Consider the following 16,404-nt stretch of genomic DNA (forward strand, 5'->3'; position numbering starts at 1 on the left):
ACGCGCCCGGGCAGCGACGACGGAGCACATCTCCCAGATGACGGACACCGAACCGAAGCCCCAGCACGACGTCCTCATCGTCACCGGGATGTCGGGCGCCGGTCGCTCGACGGTCGGCAAGGCGCTCGAGGACCTCGACTGGTACGTCGTCGACAACCTGCCGACGCAGATGCTCGGACCGCTCACCGACCTGGCCGACCGCGCCGGGGAGAAGATCCCGAAGCTCGCCGCGGTGGTGGACGTCCGCGGTGGGCGGTACTTCACCGCACCGGAGCACGCCGTCGAGCAGCTCCGCGCGAGCACCTCGGCGCGGGTCCGCGTGCTGTTCCTCGAAGCGACCGACCAGGTCCTCGTGCGACGGTTCGAGCAGGTGCGCCGACCCCACCCGCTCCAGGGCGAGGACACCCTCCTCGACGGCATCGCGCGCGAGCGCACCCGGCTGCTCGGGCTGCGCGAGGCCTCCGACGTGATCATCGACACGTCCGACCTGAACATCCACCAACTCGCGAACACCATCACCGAGAAGTTCGCCGAGGACCGCTTCACCGGTGTCCAGGTGACGCTGATGAGCTTCGGCTTCAAGTACGGGCTGCCGACGGACGCCGACATGGTCGCCGACGTGCGTTTCATCCCGAACCCCTACTGGGTGCCGGAACTGCGTGAGCACACCGGTCTCGACGAGCCGGTCTCGGAGTACGTGCTGGCCCAGTCGGGCGCCCGGGTGTTCGTCGACCGGTACGCGTCCGTGCTCGAGCCCGTGCTCGCCGGATACCAGCGCGAGAACAAAAGACACGCTACGATCGCCATCGGCTGTACCGGCGGGAAGCACCGCTCGGTCGCCATCGTCGCCGAGTTGGCGAGCGTCCTCCGCGGGATGCCCAACGTCGCCGTGCGTGTGAAGAACCGAGATCTCGGCCGGGAGTGACCGTCCCACCGGCCGCTGCACACGGGTGCGCCAACGGGACCGACGAGCCCCACCACCAGAAACGTTAGGAATGATGCTGTGCCGTTGACTGCCGAGGTCAAGGACGAACTGGCCAGGGTCGTCGTGGGCCGCAACACGGTCCGTGCCGCCGAACTCGCGACGATCCTCCGGTTCGCGGGTGGCCTGCACGTCATCTCCGGCAGGATCGCCGTCGAGGTCGAGCTCGACACCCGGATCATCGTGCACCGCGTGCGCAAGGACCTCGCCGAGCTCTACGGCGTGCGGAGCGAGGCCTCGGTCGGCTCGACCGCCTCGGCTCGTCGCGGCACCCGCTACCTGGTCCGCGTGCTCGAGGCGGGGGAGACCCTCGCCCGGCAGACCGGCCTGATGGACGCCCGTCGTCGTCCCGTGCGTGGGCTCCCGAACCGCCTCACCACGGGCAACCGCGAGGACCTGGCCGCCATCTGGCGCGGCGCGTTCCTCGCCGCCGGCACCCTGACCGACCCGGGCCGAGCCGCTGCGCTCGAGGTCACCTGCCCGGGCAACGAGGCGGCGATGGCCCTGGTGGGAGCCGCGTCACGTCTCGGCATCGCCGCGAAGGGCCGCGAGGTCCGCGGGGTGCACCGCGTCGTCATCCGCGACGGCGAGGCCATCGGGCAGATGCTCACCGTGATGGGGGCTGCGCGCACCACCTCCGAGTGGGAGGAGATGCGCCAGCGCCGCGAGGTCCGTGCCACCGCCAACCGCCTGGTGAACTTCGACGACGCCAACCTCCGTCGCTCCGCGCAGGCCGCCGTCGCCGCGTGCGCCCGGGTCGAGCGCGCGCTCGAGATCCTCGGCGACGAGGTCCCCGACCACCTGCAGTACGCCGGTTCGCTCCGCCTGCAGCACCGTGACGCCTCGCTCGACGAGCTCGGTCAGCACGCGGACCCGCCCATGACGAAGGACGCCATCGCCGGCCGCATCCGCCGGCTCCTGGCGATGGCCGACAAGCGCGCCGTTGAGCTCGACATCCCGGGCACCGAGGCCAGCGTGCCGGAGGAGCTCGAGGGCGTCTGACGTCCGCTGCACGGTCGACGTCGTCCAGGCGGCGTGTGGGGCTCTGACTGCTAGGCTCGTTTCGGTGGCGTTACGGGGCGTATCGTCAGCCACCCGCGTGCCCGTCACGGGTGCGTGACTCCCGAAAGCAGCGTCCTCTGGGCGCTCCACACCCCACAGGAGATCCTTTGACCGTCAAGATCGGTATCAACGGCTTCGGCCGGATCGGCCGCAACTTCTTCCGGGCCGCCCTGGCCAAGGGCAGCGACCTCGAGATCGTGGCGGTGAACGACCTCACCGACAACGCCGCACTCGCGAACCTGCTCAAGTTCGACTCGATCACGGGTCGTCTCGGCGTCTCCGTCGAGCTGGACGGCGACAACATCGTCGTCGACGGCAAGCCGATCAAGGTCCTCGCGGAGCGCGACCCCGCGAACCTCCCCTGGGGCGAGCTGGGCGTCGACATCGTCATCGAGTCGACCGGCTTCTTCACCAAGGCCGCCGATGCGCAGAAGCACATCGACGCCGGCGCCAAGAAGGTCATCATCTCCGCTCCGGCCACGGGTGACGACGTCACCATCGTGCTCGGTGTGAACGAAGACCAGTACGACGCCGCGAACCACCACATCATCTCGAACGCGTCGTGCACCACGAACAGCCTCGCGCCGCTCGCCAAGGTGTTCCACGACAAGTTCGGCATCGAACGCGGTCTCATGACCACGGTCCACGCGTACACCGCCGACCAGAACCTGCAGGACGGCCCGCACAAGGACCCGCGTCGTGCCCGTGCCGCCGCGCTGAACATCGTCCCGACCTCGACCGGTGCCGCCAAGGCCATCGGCCTGGTCATGCCCGAGCTCGCCGGCAAGCTCGACGGCTTCGCGCTGCGCGTCCCGGTCCCCACCGGCTCGATCACCGACCTCACCCTCGAGACCAAGTCCGAGGTCACCGTCGACGAGATCAACGCCGCGTACAAGGAGGCCGCCGAGGGCCCGATGAAGGGCATCCTGCTCTACAGCGAGGACCCGCTGGTGTCGACCGACATCACCACGGACCCGCACTCCTCGATCTACGACTCCGGCCTGACCAAGGTCATCGGCGGGCTCGTGAAGATCACCTCGTGGTACGACAACGAGTGGGGCTACTCGAACCGCCTCGTCGACCTCACCGAGTACGTCGGGGAGCGGCTGTAACACATGGCCCTCCGAACCCTCGAGGACCTCGGCGACCTCGCCGGCAAGCGCGTCGTCGTCCGCTGTGACCTGAACGTCCCACTGAAGGACGGCACGATCACGGACGACGGCCGCGTGCGGGCGTCGCTCACCACGTTGAACACGTTGATCACCGCCGGCGCGCGGGTCATCGTGGTCTCCCACCTCGGTCGACCCGACGGCGAACCCAAGCCCGAGTTCTCACTCGCGCCGGTCGCCCAGCGGCTCTCGGAGCTGCTCGGGAAGCCGGTGACCTTCGTCGGCGAGACCGTCGGCGACGAGGCCACCGCGGCCGCCGAGGACCTCGAGGACGGCGACGTCCTGCTGCTCGAGAACCTCCGCTTCAACCCGGAGGAGACCTCGAAGGACGCCGCCGAGCGCCAGGCCTTCGCGGAGCGCATCGCCGCACTCGGTGACGCGTTCGTGTCCGACGGCTTCGGTGTCGTGCACCGCAAGCAGGCCTCCGTGTACGAGCTCGCCTCCGCCCTGCCGTCCGCGGCCGGGCAGCTCATCGAGCAGGAGCTCACCGTGCTCGAGCGGCTGACCAAGGACCCCGAGCGCCCCTACACGGTGGTGCTCGGCGGCTCGAAGGTCAGCGACAAGCTCGGCGTCATCGACCACATCCTGCCGAAGGTCGACACGCTCTGCATCGGCGGCGGCATGCTCTTCACCTTCCTGGCTGCCGAAGGCCACGGAGTGGCGAAGTCGCTCCTCGAGCAGGACCAGCTCGACGTCGTCCGCGAGTACGTCTCGCGGGCGAAAGAGCTCGGCGTCACCATCGACCTGCCGACCGACGTCGTGGTGGCCTCCGGGTTCGCCGCCGACGCCGACCACGAGACGGTCCCGGCCGACGCGATCGAGTCCTCCTCGTTCGGCGCGGACGGCATCGGCCTCGACATCGGCCCGGAGACCGCGGCGCGGTTCGCCAAGGCCGTGTCCGGTTCGAAGACCGTGTTCTGGAACGGCCCGATGGGCGTGTTCGAGTTCCGGGCGTTCGCCGCCGGTACGAAGACCGTCGCGCAGGCGCTGACCGAGGTCGACGGCCTCGGCGTCGTCGGCGGTGGTGACTCGGCCGCAGCTGTCCGGTCCCTCGGCTTCACGGACGACCAGTTCGGGCACATCTCGACCGGTGGCGGTGCGAGCCTCGAGTTCCTCGAGGGCAAGTCGCTCCCCGGCCTCGAAGCCCTGGGGTGGACCGCATGAGCCGCACACCGCTGATCGCCGGCAACTGGAAGATGCACCTGGACCACCTCCAGGCCATCGCGACCGTCCAGAAGCTCGCCTGGACGCTGAAGGACGCTCGCCACGACTTCGACGACGTCGAGGTCGCGGTGTTCCCGCCCTTCACGGACCTCCGCAGCGTGCAGACGCTCATCTCCGCCGACAAGCTCCCGATCCGCTTCGGCGCCCAGGACCTGTCCCAGCACGACTCCGGTGCATACACCGGTGACGTGTCCGGTGCGTTCCTGGCTGCGCTCGACGCCGCCTACGTGATCGTCGGCCACTCCGAGCGCCGCACCATGCACGGGGAGACCGACCAGGTCGTCGCCGCGAAGACCGCAGCCGCCGTGAAGCACGGTCTCGTGCCGATCGTCTGCGTCGGCGAGACCGGGGAGCAGCGCGACGAGCGCGGTCCCGGGGTCGTCCCGGTCGAGCAGCTGCAGGTCGTCCTCGACGCCGTGCCCGCATCCGAGATCGTCGTCGCCTACGAGCCGGTCTGGGCCATCGGCTCCGGCCAGGCCGCCACGGCCGAGCAGGCCCAGGACGAGTGCGCCGCACTCCGTCGTGGGATCGCTGCGACGTGGGGCGACGAGGCAGCCGCGGCGACACGGGTGCTCTACGGCGGCTCGGTCAAGTCCGGCAACATCGCGGGGTTCCTCCGCGAGCCCGACGTCGACGGCGCGCTCGTCGGCGGGGCGTCCCTCGACGTGCAGGAGTTCGCCGCGATCGCGCGGTTCCGCCAGCACGTCGGGCTCTGACGCAGCTCCTGGAGCACCTGCTCCCGCACCACTCCCGTGCCGGTACCGGCCGAGCCCTGCTCGGCCGGTACACTGGTACGGCTGACTGACACGAAAGGTACGTCGTGGCGATACTCTCCGTCGTGCTGCAGGTCCTGCTCGCAATCACGAGCCTCCTGCTCACGCTCCTCATCCTGCTGCACAAGGGCCGCGGTGGCGGCCTCTCCGACATGTTCGGCGGTGGCGTGACGAGCAACCTCGGGGCGTCCGGCGTGGCCGAGCGCAACCTGAACCGCATCACGGTGATCCTCGGACTCCTGTGGATCACGAGCATCATCGTGCTCGGTCTCATCAACAAGTTCACAGCGGGGAGCTGAGCCATGGCATCCGGAGGCAGTGCAATCCGAGGGTCTCGCGTCGGCGCGGGCCCGATGGGGGAGCAGGACCGCGGGGTCCAGGCAGAACGTGTGGCGATCTCGTACTGGGACGCCCTCGGGAACGAGGTCGTGCGGTACTTCTCCGCGACCCTCCCCGACGAGGAGATCCCCGAGACGGTCGACTCGCCGTCCAGCGGGCTCCCGGCCGGCCGCGACAAGGAGAACCCGCCCGTGGTCTCCAAGACCGAGCCGTACAAGACGCACCTCGCGTACGTGAAGGAGCGCCGCACCGAGGAAGAGGCAGCCCAGCTCCTCGAGGACGCGCTGCAGCAGCTCCGCCAGCGTCGCGGTACCGCGAAGTAGGCACCTGGTCCACACGAAGGCCCCCGCACCGTTGGTGCGGGGGCCTTCGTCGTTCGCGCAGTGTCGTGCCGAGGTGCCACCTGCCGTGCCGAGGGGCGAGCGGTCACGACACCCCGAGTGCGGTCGCCGAACGGTCACAGACCGTCGTTGACGCGGCGTCGGAGCGACGGTCATCGACCGCTCCCAGGACGTGAGCGGTGAGTCGTGACCACTCGGGCACGGGAGGTGCGTGGCCAGACGTCTGGAGACGCGCGGCGGTCGCGGAGTGACCACAGACGGACGGGAGGCCCGGTGCCAGCTGGCACCGGGCCTCCCGTCCGTGGGGTGCGTCAGTAGGTCGACGCGATGAGGTTCTCCGGCACGTCGCGGGCGGCGTCCTGGTCCACGAAGAAGACGGTGCGCTTGCGTCCCTGGACGCCACCGACGGGGACCTCGTCGACGGAAGCACCCGCGAGGGCCAGCCCGAGGACCGAGGCCTTCTCGGCACCGGACAGGATGACCCACACGCGCTGCGACGCGTTGATCGCCGGGTAGGTCAGGGTCAGGCGCTGCGGCGGCGGCTTGGGGGAGTCGTCGACGGGCACCACGACGCGGTCAGTCACTGTGAGCTGCGGGAACTCCGGGAACAGCGACGCGGTGTGGCCGTCCGGGCCGACACCGAGCAGGGTGATGTCGAACTTCGGCGCGATCGCGGAGTCGGGCGCAGCGGCCTGGAGCTCACGCTCGTACTGCGCGGCGGCCTCGTCGATGCTGAGTCCGGCGTCGGACGCGGCCATCGGGTGGATGTTCGCGGCCGGGATGCCGACGTGGTCGAAGAAGTCGGACTGCGTGCCCGTGATGTTGCGGTCCGCGTCACCCTCTGGTACCCAGCGCTCGTCGACCCACCAGACGTGCACCTTCGACCAGTCGACGCTCTCACGAGCCTGCGACTGACCGATGGCGGCGAGCACCAGCGTGGACACCGAGCCACCGCTGATGGCGATGTCGGCGCGCTCCTGCTCGTCCAGCACGTCGATGATCTTCGTGATGAAGCGTGCGGCGACCGACGCGCCGAGGGCCTGCTTGTCCGGGTGCACGAGCACCCGCCGTTCGTTGGTCACGTGACTCCCGTGTTCGTGGAGCGGCCAGGGGATGTGGTCGCGGTCGGCCCGTCCGGTCCGCCCCTGCCGTGACGACAGGGGCGGGACGGTCGGACCGCGGTGGTGCTGGTCAGCTGGCGATCGAGTCGCGGAGCTGCGCCACGCCGTGCTTGACGACGTCTCCGAAGAGGACGTCGGGGTCGAGTCTACGGAGTTCCTCGGCGAGGCAGTCGCGCAGGTTCCGGCGTGGCAGCGACAGGTCGTGCACCGGCTGGCCCGGCATCGACAGCGTGGCCACGTCGACGAGGGAGCGTTCGAGCTCGATGTCGCCGGACTCGCGGGACAGCGTGACGCCGTGGATGCCGCTCGAGCCCGTGGCGCGGGGCGACGTGACGACCGACACGGGCACCTGGAGCTGCAGCTGCAGCCAGGCGGCGAGGAGGAACGTCGACGGGCTGTCGCTGGCGCCCGAGACCTCGACGCCGGTGACCGGCTCGTACGGCGGCTGGTCGAGCGCCGCGGCGAGCTGGTTCCGCCACAGGGTCAGACGCGTCCACGCGAAGTCGGTGTCGCCGGGCACGTAGGACTCGCCCAGGGCGGTGATCGCCGTGTTCGGGTCACGCTGTGCGGCGGCGTCGGTGATCCGTCGCTGGGCGATGCGCCCGAGCGAGGACTCCGCCGGCTTCGCCGGAGCGATCCCGGGCCACCAGGCCACGACCGGCGCGTCGGGCAGGAGCAGGCCGGTGACGAGGCTCTCCTCGTCGGTGGCCGTCTCGCCGTAGGCACGCAGGACGATGACCTCGCTGGCGCCGGCGTCGCTCCCCACGCGGATCTGCGCGTCGAGACGCCCGGGCGACGCGTTGTCACCGTCGTTCTTCGACACGATGATCACGCGCATCGGGTGCTCGCGGGACGCCTCGTTCGCGGCCGCGATCGCCTCTTCCTCGTGGCCGAGGGCCGTCGAGATGATCAGCGTGAGGACACGGCCGAGTGCGACCGCGCCCCCTTCCTCGCGGATGTGGACGAGGGTCTTCTGGATCTTCGAGACCGTGGTGTTGGGCAGGTCGATCTTCATGGACGCCTCCAGGTCCGGCCGTCGCGGGCGAGGAGTTCGTCGGCCGAAGCCGGACCCCACGTGCCGGGACGGTACTGCTCGGGCTGGCCCTGCGTGGCCCAGAACTCCTCGATCGGGTCGAGGATCTTCCAGGACAGCTCGACCTCCTGGTGCCGCGGGAACAGCGGCGGGTCACCGAGGAGCACGTCGAGGATGAGTCGCTCGTAGGCCTCGGGGGATGCCTCGGTGAACGCGTGGCCGTAGCCGAAGTCCATCGTCACGTCGCGCACCTGCGTGCCGACGCCGGGGACCTTCGAGCCGAAGCGGAGCGTGACGCCCTCGTCCGGCTGGACCCGGACGACGAGCGCGTTCTGGCCGAGCGGCGACTGCGGGATGCCGAACACGGCCTCCGGGACGCGCTTGAACACGATCGCGATCTCGGTCACGCGGCGGCCGAGACGCTTGCCGGCGCGCAGGTAGAACGGCACGCCCTGCCAGCGACGGGTCGCGATGTTGAGCTTGACGGCAGCGAAGGTCTCGGTCGTGGACTCGGGGTTCATGCCCGCCTCGTCCAGGAACCCGAGGACCTTCTCGCCGCCCTGCCAGCCGCCCGAGTACTGGCCGCGGGCGGTGGCGGTGGACAGGTCCTCCGGCAGCTCGACCGCGGAGAGCACCTTCTCCTTCTCGGCGCGGAGGTGTCCGGCCTTGAACGAGACGGGCTCCTCCATGGCTGTGAGGGCCAGGAGCTGCAGCAGGTGGTTCTGGATGACGTCGCGCGCCGCCCCGATGCCGTCGTAGTACGCGGCACGACCAGCGACGCCGATGTCCTCGGCCATCGTGATCTGCACGTGGTCCACGTAGTTCGAGTTCCAGATGGGTTCGTACATCTGGTTCGCGAACCGCAGCGTCAGGAGGTTCTGGACCGTCTCCTTGCCGAGGTAGTGGTCGATGCGGAAGACGTCGTCGGGCGCGAAGACGCTCTCGACGATCGCGTTGAGCTCGCGTGCGGTGCGGAGGTCGGACCCGAAGGGCTTCTCCACGACGACACGGCTCCACGAGCCCTCCGGCTTGTCCGTCAGGCCGGACAGCTTGAGCTGCTCGGTGACGACCGGGAACATCTTCGGCGGGATGGACAGGTAGAACGCGTGGTTCCCCAGAGTGCCCCGCTCGGCGTCGAGGGCGTCGACCGTCTCCTTGAGCTGGACGAAGGCCTCGGGGTCGTCGAACGACCCCTGGACGAAGCGGATGCCCTGTTCGAGCTGTCGCCAGACGTCCTCGTCGAAGGGGGTCCTGGAGTGTTCCTTGACCGCGTCGTGGACGAGCTGGGAGAAGTCCTGGTCCTCCCAGTCGCGCCGAGCGAACCCGACCAGCGCGAACCCCGGGGGCAGGAGCCCTCGGTTCGCGAGGTCGTAGACCGCGGGCATCAGCTTCTTGCGGGACAGGTCGCCTGTCACGCCGAAGATGATGAGGGTGCTCGGACCCGCGATCCTGTTCAGTCGACGGTCCGTGGGCAACCGGAGCGGGTTGTGCTCCGGGGTGATCGCCACCGGTGACATGTGTCGGTGAACTCCTTTGGTGTCAGGAAGTGGGTGTGGGCCCCTGGACCGCGGCGGTGACGACGTCTGCCAGGGCGGGGAGGTCCCCGGACGACAGCGTCAGCACCGGGCGGCCGTGCTGCGCGAGGACGCTGGCGTCCCCGGCTGCCTGGGCCCGGATGAGCTGGCCGAACGTGAAGGGCCGCCCGGGGATCGGCAGGTCGCCTGCGTCGTCCGCGAGGATCTGCAGGAACACCCCCGTCGCGGGTCCGCCCTTGTGGTACTGGCCGGTGGAGTGCAGGAAGCGCGGGCCGTAGCCGAACGTGACCGGTCGGCCGATGCGCTCGGCGACGATGTCGCGGAGCACCGCGAGTTCGCGGTTGACGCCGCGGTCCACGTACGCCTGGATGGCCACGTAGCCGTCGGGGCCGACACCGGCCAGGAGGCTCGTCACGGCCTGCGCGATGCTGCCGCCGGTCTCGAGACCGGTCGCGGACACCGCGATGCCGGATTCCCGGAACGCCGGCTCGGTCAGCGCGGACGCCGGCTGGTCGCCGTCGTCCTCGAGCAGGGCCCGGGTGGCGACCTTGGCGGCCTCCACGTCAGGCTGGTCGAACGGGTCGATGCCGAGCAGGCGCCCGGCGACGGCCACGGCGTACTCCCAGACGAGGAACTGGCCACCGAGCGTGCCGGTGATCTCGACCTCGTGGTCGGCGACGTGGCGTTCCTCGTTGGCGGAGCCGACGAGCCGGACGACCTGCAGGTCGGGCAGGTCGGCGGTGAGCTCGGGCGCGTCCACGTCGAGGACGACGGGGAGCAGACCGCGCCCGGACTTGCCCGTGGACTCGGCGATCAGCTGCTCGGCCCAGTCGGCGAACCCGATGATGTGGGTGCCGTCCGCGACGATGCCGATCTTGTCGCGCAGGGGATCGGTGCCGGCGAGGACCGCGCCGAGCACGAGCCCGGGGTTCTCGTCGATGTCGACCGCCAGGAGCGCCGAGATCGCGTCGGCCTCGTCGAGCAGCTCCTCGATGTCCGCGCCGGCGAGCCCCGACGGCACGAGGCCGAACGCGGTCAGTGCCGACCAGCGGCCGCCCACGGTGGGGTCGGCCGTGAAGACGCGGTAGCCAGCCTCGGTCGCCGCGGCCTCGAGCGGGGAGCCCGGGTCGGTGACGACGACGATGCGGCCGGTCGGGTCGATGCCGGCGTCCTGGAACGCCTGCGCGTACGCACGGCGCTGCGAGTCGGTCTCCAGGGTGGAGCCGGACTTCGACGACACGACGAGCACGGTGCGCTCGAGGCGGTCGGTCAGCGCTGCGGTGACCTGGGCGGGGTCGGTCGAGTCGAGCACCGTGAGGGGGACGCCCGCGGTGCGGGTGATGACCTCGGGTGCCAGCGACGAGCCGCCCATGCCGGCGAGGACGACGTGGTCGATCCCCTCAGCGAGGAGCTGCTCGCGCAGGTCGACGATCTGCGGGACGAGCGGCCGCGAGGTGGCGACGGCTTCGACCCACCCGAGGCGCGAGGCGGCCTCGGTCTCCGCCGCGGGGCCCCAGAGGTCGGGGTCCTGGGCGGTGATGCCCGACGCCACCAGGTCGGTGACGAGGCGCGGGACCACCTGTTCGATGGCCCGCGCCGCGTCACCCCTGGCGGCGATGGAGACAGTCACTACTTCTTGGCGTTCTCGAGTGCCGTCTTGACGGTCTCGACGAGCTCACCCCAGGAGACGTTGAACTTGTCCACGCCCTCCTTCTCGAGGAGCCCGACGACGTCGTCGTAGTCGACGCCAGCGGCAGCCAGCTGGTCCATGAACTCGTTGGCCGAGTCGAACGTGCCGGCGATCGCGTCACCGTGGACCTGGCCGTGGTCGAACGTGGCCTCGAGCGTCTTGCCGGGCATCGTGTTGACGGTGTTCGGCGCGGCGAGCTCGGTCACGTAGAGCGTGTCGGAGAGCGACGGGTCCTTGACGCCGGTCGAGGCCCAGAGCGGACGCTGCGTGTTGGCGCCGGACTCGAGCAGGCCGAGGGCGCGCTCCGAGGCGAAGGCCTGGGTCCACACCTGGTAGGCGAGCTGCGCGTTGGCGATGCCGGCCTTCGACTTGAGGGCCTTGGCCTCGTCGGTGCCGACGGCGTCGAGGCGCTTGTCGATCTCGGAGTCGACGCGCGACACGAAGAAGGACGCGACCGAGTGGATCTTCGAGAGGTCGTGGCCGGCGGCCTTGGCCTTCTCGAGCCCACCGAGGTAGGCGTCGATGACGGCGCGGTAGCGCTCGAGCGAGAAGATCAGGGTGACGTTGACCGAGATGCCGGCGCCGATGACCTCGGTGATGGCCTCGAGGCCCTCGAGCGTCGCGGGGATCTTGATGAGGACGTTCTCGCGGCCGACCTTCTCGAACAGGAACTTGGCCTGCTCGATGGTCTTGGCGGTGTCGTGGGCGAGGCCCGGCTCGACCTCGATCGAGACACGGCCGTCGAAGCCCTTGGTCTCGTCGTAGATCGGCTTGAAGACGTCGGACGCGTTGGCGACGTCCTGCGTGGTGATCGCGAAGATCGCGTCCGTCACGTCGGTGTCGGCAGCGGCGAGCTCCTTGACCTGGTCGTCGTAGCGCTCGCCCTTGGCGAGGGCCGACGCGAAGATCGTCGGGTTGGTCGTCACGCCGACGACGTTGCGGTCCTTGATGAGGTTCTCGAGACGCCCGGTCTCGAGGAGCTCACGGGACAGGTCGTCGAGCCAGATGCTCACGCCGACGGCGGAGAGGGCTTCGGTGGGGGTGGTGTCAGTCATGTGTTTCTCTTCTTTCGTCGACGTGCGCTCGCTCTGAGCGGTGAGTCGGGGTCTGTGGGGTGAGCGTCTGAGGAGGGGAGGCCCGGTGCGGGGCCGCAGCGGGCCTCCCGTCGGAAGGGCCGGGTCCGTGATCCGGACCCGGCCCTCGTGACTCAGGACGCTGCTGCGATGGTTTCCTTCGCGGCGGCGAGGACGTGCTCCGTGGTGAAGCCGAACTCGTCGTACAGCTTCTGGTAGTCGGCCGAGGCACCGAAGTGCTCGATCGACACGCTGCGGCCGGCGTCGCCGACGACGTCGCGCCAGCTCATGCCGATGCCGGCCTCGACCGAGACGCGGGCCTTGATCGAGGCGGGGAGGACCGACTCGCGGTAGGCCTCGTCCTGCGCGAAGAACCACTCGAGCGACGGAGCCGACACGACGCGGGCGTTGATGCCCTCGCCCTTGAGCTGCTCGCGGGCGTCGAGCGCGATCTGGACCTCGGAGCCGGAGCCGATGAGGATGACGTCCGGGGTGCCGTTCGGCGCCTCGGCGAGCACGTACGCGCCCTTCGCGACGTTCGCGGCGGACGCGAGCGTCTCACCGGAGGCGTCGCCCTCGCCACGCTCGAACACCGGGAGGTTCTGGCGGCTGAGCGCCAGACCGGCCGGGCGGTCGGTGTGCTTGAGGATGGTCAGCCAGGCGTGCGCGACCTCGTTGGCGTCGGCCGGACGGACGACGTCGAGACCCGGGATCGCACGGAGGGCCGTGAGCTGCTCGATCGGCTGGTGCGTCGGGCCGTCCTCGCCGAGGGCGATGGAGTCGTGGGTCCAGACGTAGATCGCCGGCGCCTTCATGAGGGCGGCGAGACGGACTGCCGGACGCATGTAGTCGCTGAAGATCAGGAAGGTGCCACCGAACGGACGGGTGTTGCCGTGCAGCACGATGCCGTTGAGGATCGCGCCCATCGCGTGCTCGCGGATGCCGAAGTGCAGCACGCGGCCGAACGGGTCGGTGCTCCAGGTCGACGTCGAGGCCTCGGCCGGACCGAAGGACTTGGCGCCCTCGATCGTGGTGAGGTTCGACTCGGCGAGGTCGGCGGACCCACCCCAGAACTCGGGCATGTGCGGCGCGATGGCGTTGATGACCTTGCCGGAGGCGGCGCGGGTCGAGACGGCCTTCTCGGTGCTGAACACCGGCAGCGCTGCCTCGAGGCCCTCGGGGAGCTCCTTGGCGTTCATCCGGTCGAACAGCGCCTTCTTGTCGGCGTTGGCCGCGGCCCACGCGTCGAAGGACTTCTGCCACTCGGCGTGCTGGGCCTGGCCCTTGGCGACGGCGCCACGGGTGTACTCGAGGACCTCGGGGGCGACCTCGAAGGTCTTCTCGGTGTCGAAGCCGAGGACCTCCTTCAGGCCCTTGATCTCCTCGGCGCCGAGCGCGGAGCCGTGGATCTTGCCGGAGTTCTGCTTGGTCGGCGACGGCCAGCCGATGATCGTCTTCAGGACGATGAGCGACGGCTGGTCGGTGACCTGCTGGGCGGCCTCGACGGCGGCGTGGAGTGCCTCGACGTCCTCGGAGTACTCGCCGGTCTTCTTCCAGTCGACGGTCTGGACGTGCCAGCCGAGCGCCTCGTAGCGGTCGGCGACGCTCTCCGAGAAGGCGATGTCGGTGTTGTCCTCGATCGAGATCTGGTTCGAGTCGTAGAACGCGATGAGGTTGCCGAGCTGCTGACGCCCGGCGAGCGATGCGGCCTCGTTCGTCACGCCCTCCTGCATGTCGCCGTCGCCGGCGATCACGTAGGTGAAGTGGTCGAAGGGGGACTGGCCGGCCGGGGTCTCCGGGTCGAACAGGCCACGCTCGAAGCGCTGCGCGTAGGCGAAGCCGACCGAGGACGCGAAGCCCTGGCCGAGCGGACCGGTGGTGATCTCCACGCCGTCCGTGTGGCCGTACTCCGGGTGACCCGGCGTCTTCGAGCCCCACTTGCGGAGCTGCTGGAGGTCCTCGATCTCGAGGCCGTAGCCGTGCAGGTAGAACTGCACGTACTGGAGGATGGACGCGTGACCCGCGGAGAGGATGAAGCGGTCGCGGCCGATCCAGGTGGAGTCGCTCGGGTCGCGGTGCATCACCTTCTGGAACAGCAGGTGTGCGAGCGGGGCGAGGCTCATCGCGGTGCCGGGGTGACCGTTGCCGGCCGCCTCGACGGAGTCGGCGGCGAGTACGCGCGCCGTGTCGACGGCCTTCTTGTCGATGGCGTCCCAGGTGAATTCAGCCACTTGGATGTTGACCCTTCTTGATGCGACGTGTGCGAGGGCTCGTGCCACCGCACGGACATGGTGGCCACCCGGCGCCCCGTCAGGTCGCCGGTCAACGGCGGCCGACCGGCTCGTTCGCGGGCCGACGTCTTCGGGGCACACTGCGGATGGCCCCTCCAGCATAGTGAACCGGCACTCAGAAGGTGTCCAGGTCACCCCGACTGTTCACAACTCGGGCCGGAGGACGTCGCCGTGTCGGTCCGGTTCACCGCTCCGTCGGTGGCATCGCGTAAAGTGGGTCGCGACCCGTGGACATTCCGGGTCAGCGCACGCCCGGACGCCGAGGACGCCGTCCACCGAGTGTGCGAGCTGAAGCGACACAGACTGAGGTCCCCTTGCCGACTGCCACCGTGACCAGGCCCGACATCGAGCGACGCTCGACGCTGTCCCGCAAGGTCCGGGCGTACGTCTCGCTGACGAAGCCGCGCGTCATGGAACTGCTGCTCGTCACGACCGCCCCGACGATGTTCCTCGCCCAGCGCGGGGTGCCTGACCTGTGGCTCGTGTTCTGGACGCTCCTCGGCGGTGCGATGTCGGCGGGTTCCGCGTCGGCCTTCAACTGCTACATCGACCGCGACATCGACCGCCTGATGAAGCGCACCAGCACGCGCCCCCTCGTCACCGGGGAGCTCACGGACCGCCAGGCCCTGGTGTTCTCGTGGATCCTCGCCATCGGGTCCACGGCCGTCCTCGGCTTCCTGGTGAACTGGCTCGCCGCCGCGCTCAGCGTCGCCGCGATCCTCATCTACGTCTTCGTCTACACGCTGTGGCTCAAGCGCCGAACCCCGCAGAACATCGTCTGGGGCGGGTCCGCCGGCTGCATGCCCGTGCTCATCGGCTGGGCCGCCGTCACCGGGTCGCTGACCTGGGCGCCGGTCATCCTCTTCATGGTGATCTTCCTCTGGACGCCGCCGCACTACTGGCCGCTGTCGATGAAGTACCGCGACGACTACGACGCCGCCGCCGTGCCGATGCTGGCCGTCGTCCGGGGCCGCACGGTCGTGGGGCTCCAGGTCGTGCTGTACGCCTGGGCGACGCTCGTCTGCTCGCTGCTGCTCATCCCCGTCGCCCACATGGGGCCGCTCTACACGGTGGTCGCCCTGGCTGGGGGCATCTGGTTCGTCGTCGAGTCGCACAAGCTCTACACGCGGGCCATCCAGCACGTCGAGCACGTGCAGCCGATGCGCGTCTTCCACAGCTCGATCACGTACCTGACGCTGCTGTTCATCGCCGTGGGCATCGACCCGCTGCTGCCGCAGGTGTTCAGCTTCTAGGCCGCTGGTCGGGCGGGCGGCGCGGCTCGCCTTCACGACTCAGAACGACAAGGTCGACGTCGTACGACGTCGACTTTGTCGTTTCCGGAGTGCGGGGCACCGGCGCCCCTTCCGGACGGGAGGCTCATGTCGGGCCCGCCCCGAGCCTCCCGTCCGGCAGGTGGTGGCGTTGCGGACCTCGTGGTGGTGCGGTGTGCGTCGGCGAGACGCCGGTGTCTCAGTGAGGCGCCGGTGTCTCGTCGGGACGTCGGGTCGGTGTCGTCCGAGACGCCGGCGTCTCGTTGAAACGCCTCGTAGATGATGTGCGAGACGCCGGTGTCTCGTCGGTACGCGGGATGGCTGTCATGCGAGACGCCGGTGTCTCGTTGAAACGCCTCGTCGATGGTGTGCGAGACGCCGGTGTGTTGTCGAAACGCCTCGTGCAGCTCGAGACGCCGCCGAAAACGGCGTCGTCTCGGCCGCTCGGCGGTGTCTCGCGCAGACAGGGGTGTCTCGCGGGGAAGGCGTGGCGGTGTCTC

14 protein-coding genes are annotated in these 16,404 nt (G+C 69.7%); 8 read left to right on the forward strand and 6 right to left on the reverse strand.

Features of this window, described 5'->3' with window-relative positions:
* Nucleotides 1-37: 37 nt before the first annotated feature.
* The 7 genes from rapZ to BIU98_RS09290 all read left to right on the forward strand — a co-directional run bounded on the left by rapZ (nucleotide 38) and on the right by BIU98_RS09290 (nucleotide 5,872).
* Nucleotides 38-925 carry an RNase adapter RapZ gene (rapZ, locus tag BIU98_RS09260; RefSeq protein ID WP_071275199.1) on the forward strand — a complete coding sequence of 296 codons (888 nt, stop codon included), beginning with the start codon at nucleotides 38-40 and terminating at the stop codon, nucleotides 923-925.
* A gap of 78 nt (nucleotides 926-1,003) precedes the next feature.
* A complete protein-coding gene (whiA, locus tag BIU98_RS09265) occupies nucleotides 1,004-1,984 on the forward strand; it encodes a DNA-binding protein WhiA (protein WP_071275202.1) in 981 nt (326 codons plus the stop codon).
* Nucleotides 1,985-2,151: 167 nt separating this feature from the next.
* On the forward strand, nucleotides 2,152-3,156 hold the full coding sequence (gap, locus tag BIU98_RS09270) for a type I glyceraldehyde-3-phosphate dehydrogenase (protein WP_071275205.1): 1,005 nt from the start codon (nucleotides 2,152-2,154) through the stop codon (nucleotides 3,154-3,156).
* Between the two features lie 3 nt (nucleotides 3,157-3,159).
* Entirely contained in the window at nucleotides 3,160-4,377 is a 1,218-nt protein-coding gene (pgk, locus tag BIU98_RS09275; RefSeq protein WP_071275208.1) for a phosphoglycerate kinase, read from the forward strand.
* The gene (gene tpiA, locus BIU98_RS09280) at nucleotides 4,374-5,153 is read left to right on the forward strand and encodes a triose-phosphate isomerase (protein ID WP_071276389.1); all 780 of its coding nucleotides are present in this window, start codon (nucleotides 4,374-4,376) and stop codon (nucleotides 5,151-5,153) included. The genes pgk and tpiA overlap by 4 nt, the downstream gene beginning before the upstream one ends.
* A gap of 104 nt (nucleotides 5,154-5,257) precedes the next feature.
* Nucleotides 5,258-5,509 carry a preprotein translocase subunit SecG gene (gene secG, locus BIU98_RS09285; RefSeq protein ID WP_071275211.1) on the forward strand — a complete coding sequence of 84 codons (252 nt, stop codon included), beginning with the start codon at nucleotides 5,258-5,260 and terminating at the stop codon, nucleotides 5,507-5,509.
* Nucleotides 5,510-5,512: 3 nt separating this feature from the next.
* Entirely contained in the window at nucleotides 5,513-5,872 is a 360-nt protein-coding gene (locus tag BIU98_RS09290) for an RNA polymerase-binding protein RbpA (RefSeq protein ID WP_071275214.1), read from the forward strand.
* A 329-nt stretch (nucleotides 5,873-6,201) separates the two neighbouring features.
* On the opposite strand, the gene pgl is transcribed toward BIU98_RS09290, so the two are convergent.
* The 6 genes from pgl to tkt form a co-directional block, all read right to left on the reverse strand.
* Nucleotides 6,202-6,972, reverse strand: coding sequence for a 6-phosphogluconolactonase (pgl, locus tag BIU98_RS09295; RefSeq protein ID WP_071275217.1), 771 nt, complete (start codon nucleotides 6,970-6,972; stop codon nucleotides 6,202-6,204).
* A gap of 109 nt (nucleotides 6,973-7,081) precedes the next feature.
* Nucleotides 7,082-8,026, reverse strand: a complete 945-nt coding sequence (locus tag BIU98_RS09300) for a glucose-6-phosphate dehydrogenase assembly protein OpcA (protein ID WP_071275220.1) — start codon at nucleotides 8,024-8,026, stop codon at nucleotides 7,082-7,084.
* On the reverse strand, nucleotides 8,023-9,561 hold the full coding sequence (gene zwf / locus BIU98_RS09305) for a glucose-6-phosphate dehydrogenase (RefSeq protein ID WP_071275223.1): 1,539 nt from the start codon (nucleotides 9,559-9,561) through the stop codon (nucleotides 8,023-8,025). Before zwf ends, BIU98_RS09300 begins: the two co-directional genes overlap by 4 nt.
* Before the next feature lie 22 nt (nucleotides 9,562-9,583).
* Nucleotides 9,584-11,209, reverse strand: coding sequence for a glucose-6-phosphate isomerase (locus BIU98_RS09310; RefSeq protein ID WP_071275226.1), 1,626 nt, complete (start codon nucleotides 11,207-11,209; stop codon nucleotides 9,584-9,586).
* A complete protein-coding gene (gene tal, locus BIU98_RS09315) occupies nucleotides 11,209-12,324 on the reverse strand; it encodes a transaldolase (RefSeq protein WP_071275229.1) in 1,116 nt (371 codons plus the stop codon). Before tal ends, BIU98_RS09310 begins: the two co-directional genes overlap by 1 nt.
* Nucleotides 12,325-12,476: 152 nt before the next feature.
* Nucleotides 12,477-14,573 carry a transketolase gene (gene tkt, locus BIU98_RS09320; protein WP_071275232.1) on the reverse strand — a complete coding sequence of 699 codons (2,097 nt, stop codon included), beginning with the start codon at nucleotides 14,571-14,573 and terminating at the stop codon, nucleotides 12,477-12,479.
* A 389-nt stretch (nucleotides 14,574-14,962) separates the two neighbouring features.
* Between tkt and BIU98_RS09325 the strand changes: the two genes are divergently transcribed.
* Nucleotides 14,963-15,886 (forward strand): heme o synthase, encoded by a 924-nt coding sequence (locus BIU98_RS09325; protein WP_139200646.1) that lies wholly within the window; start codon nucleotides 14,963-14,965, stop codon nucleotides 15,884-15,886.
* The last annotated feature ends 518 nt before the right edge of the window (nucleotides 15,887-16,404 follow it).

This window comes from Curtobacterium sp. MMLR14_010 (genome assembly GCF_001865015.1).
Lineage (GTDB): Bacteria > Actinomycetota > Actinomycetes > Actinomycetales > Microbacteriaceae > Curtobacterium.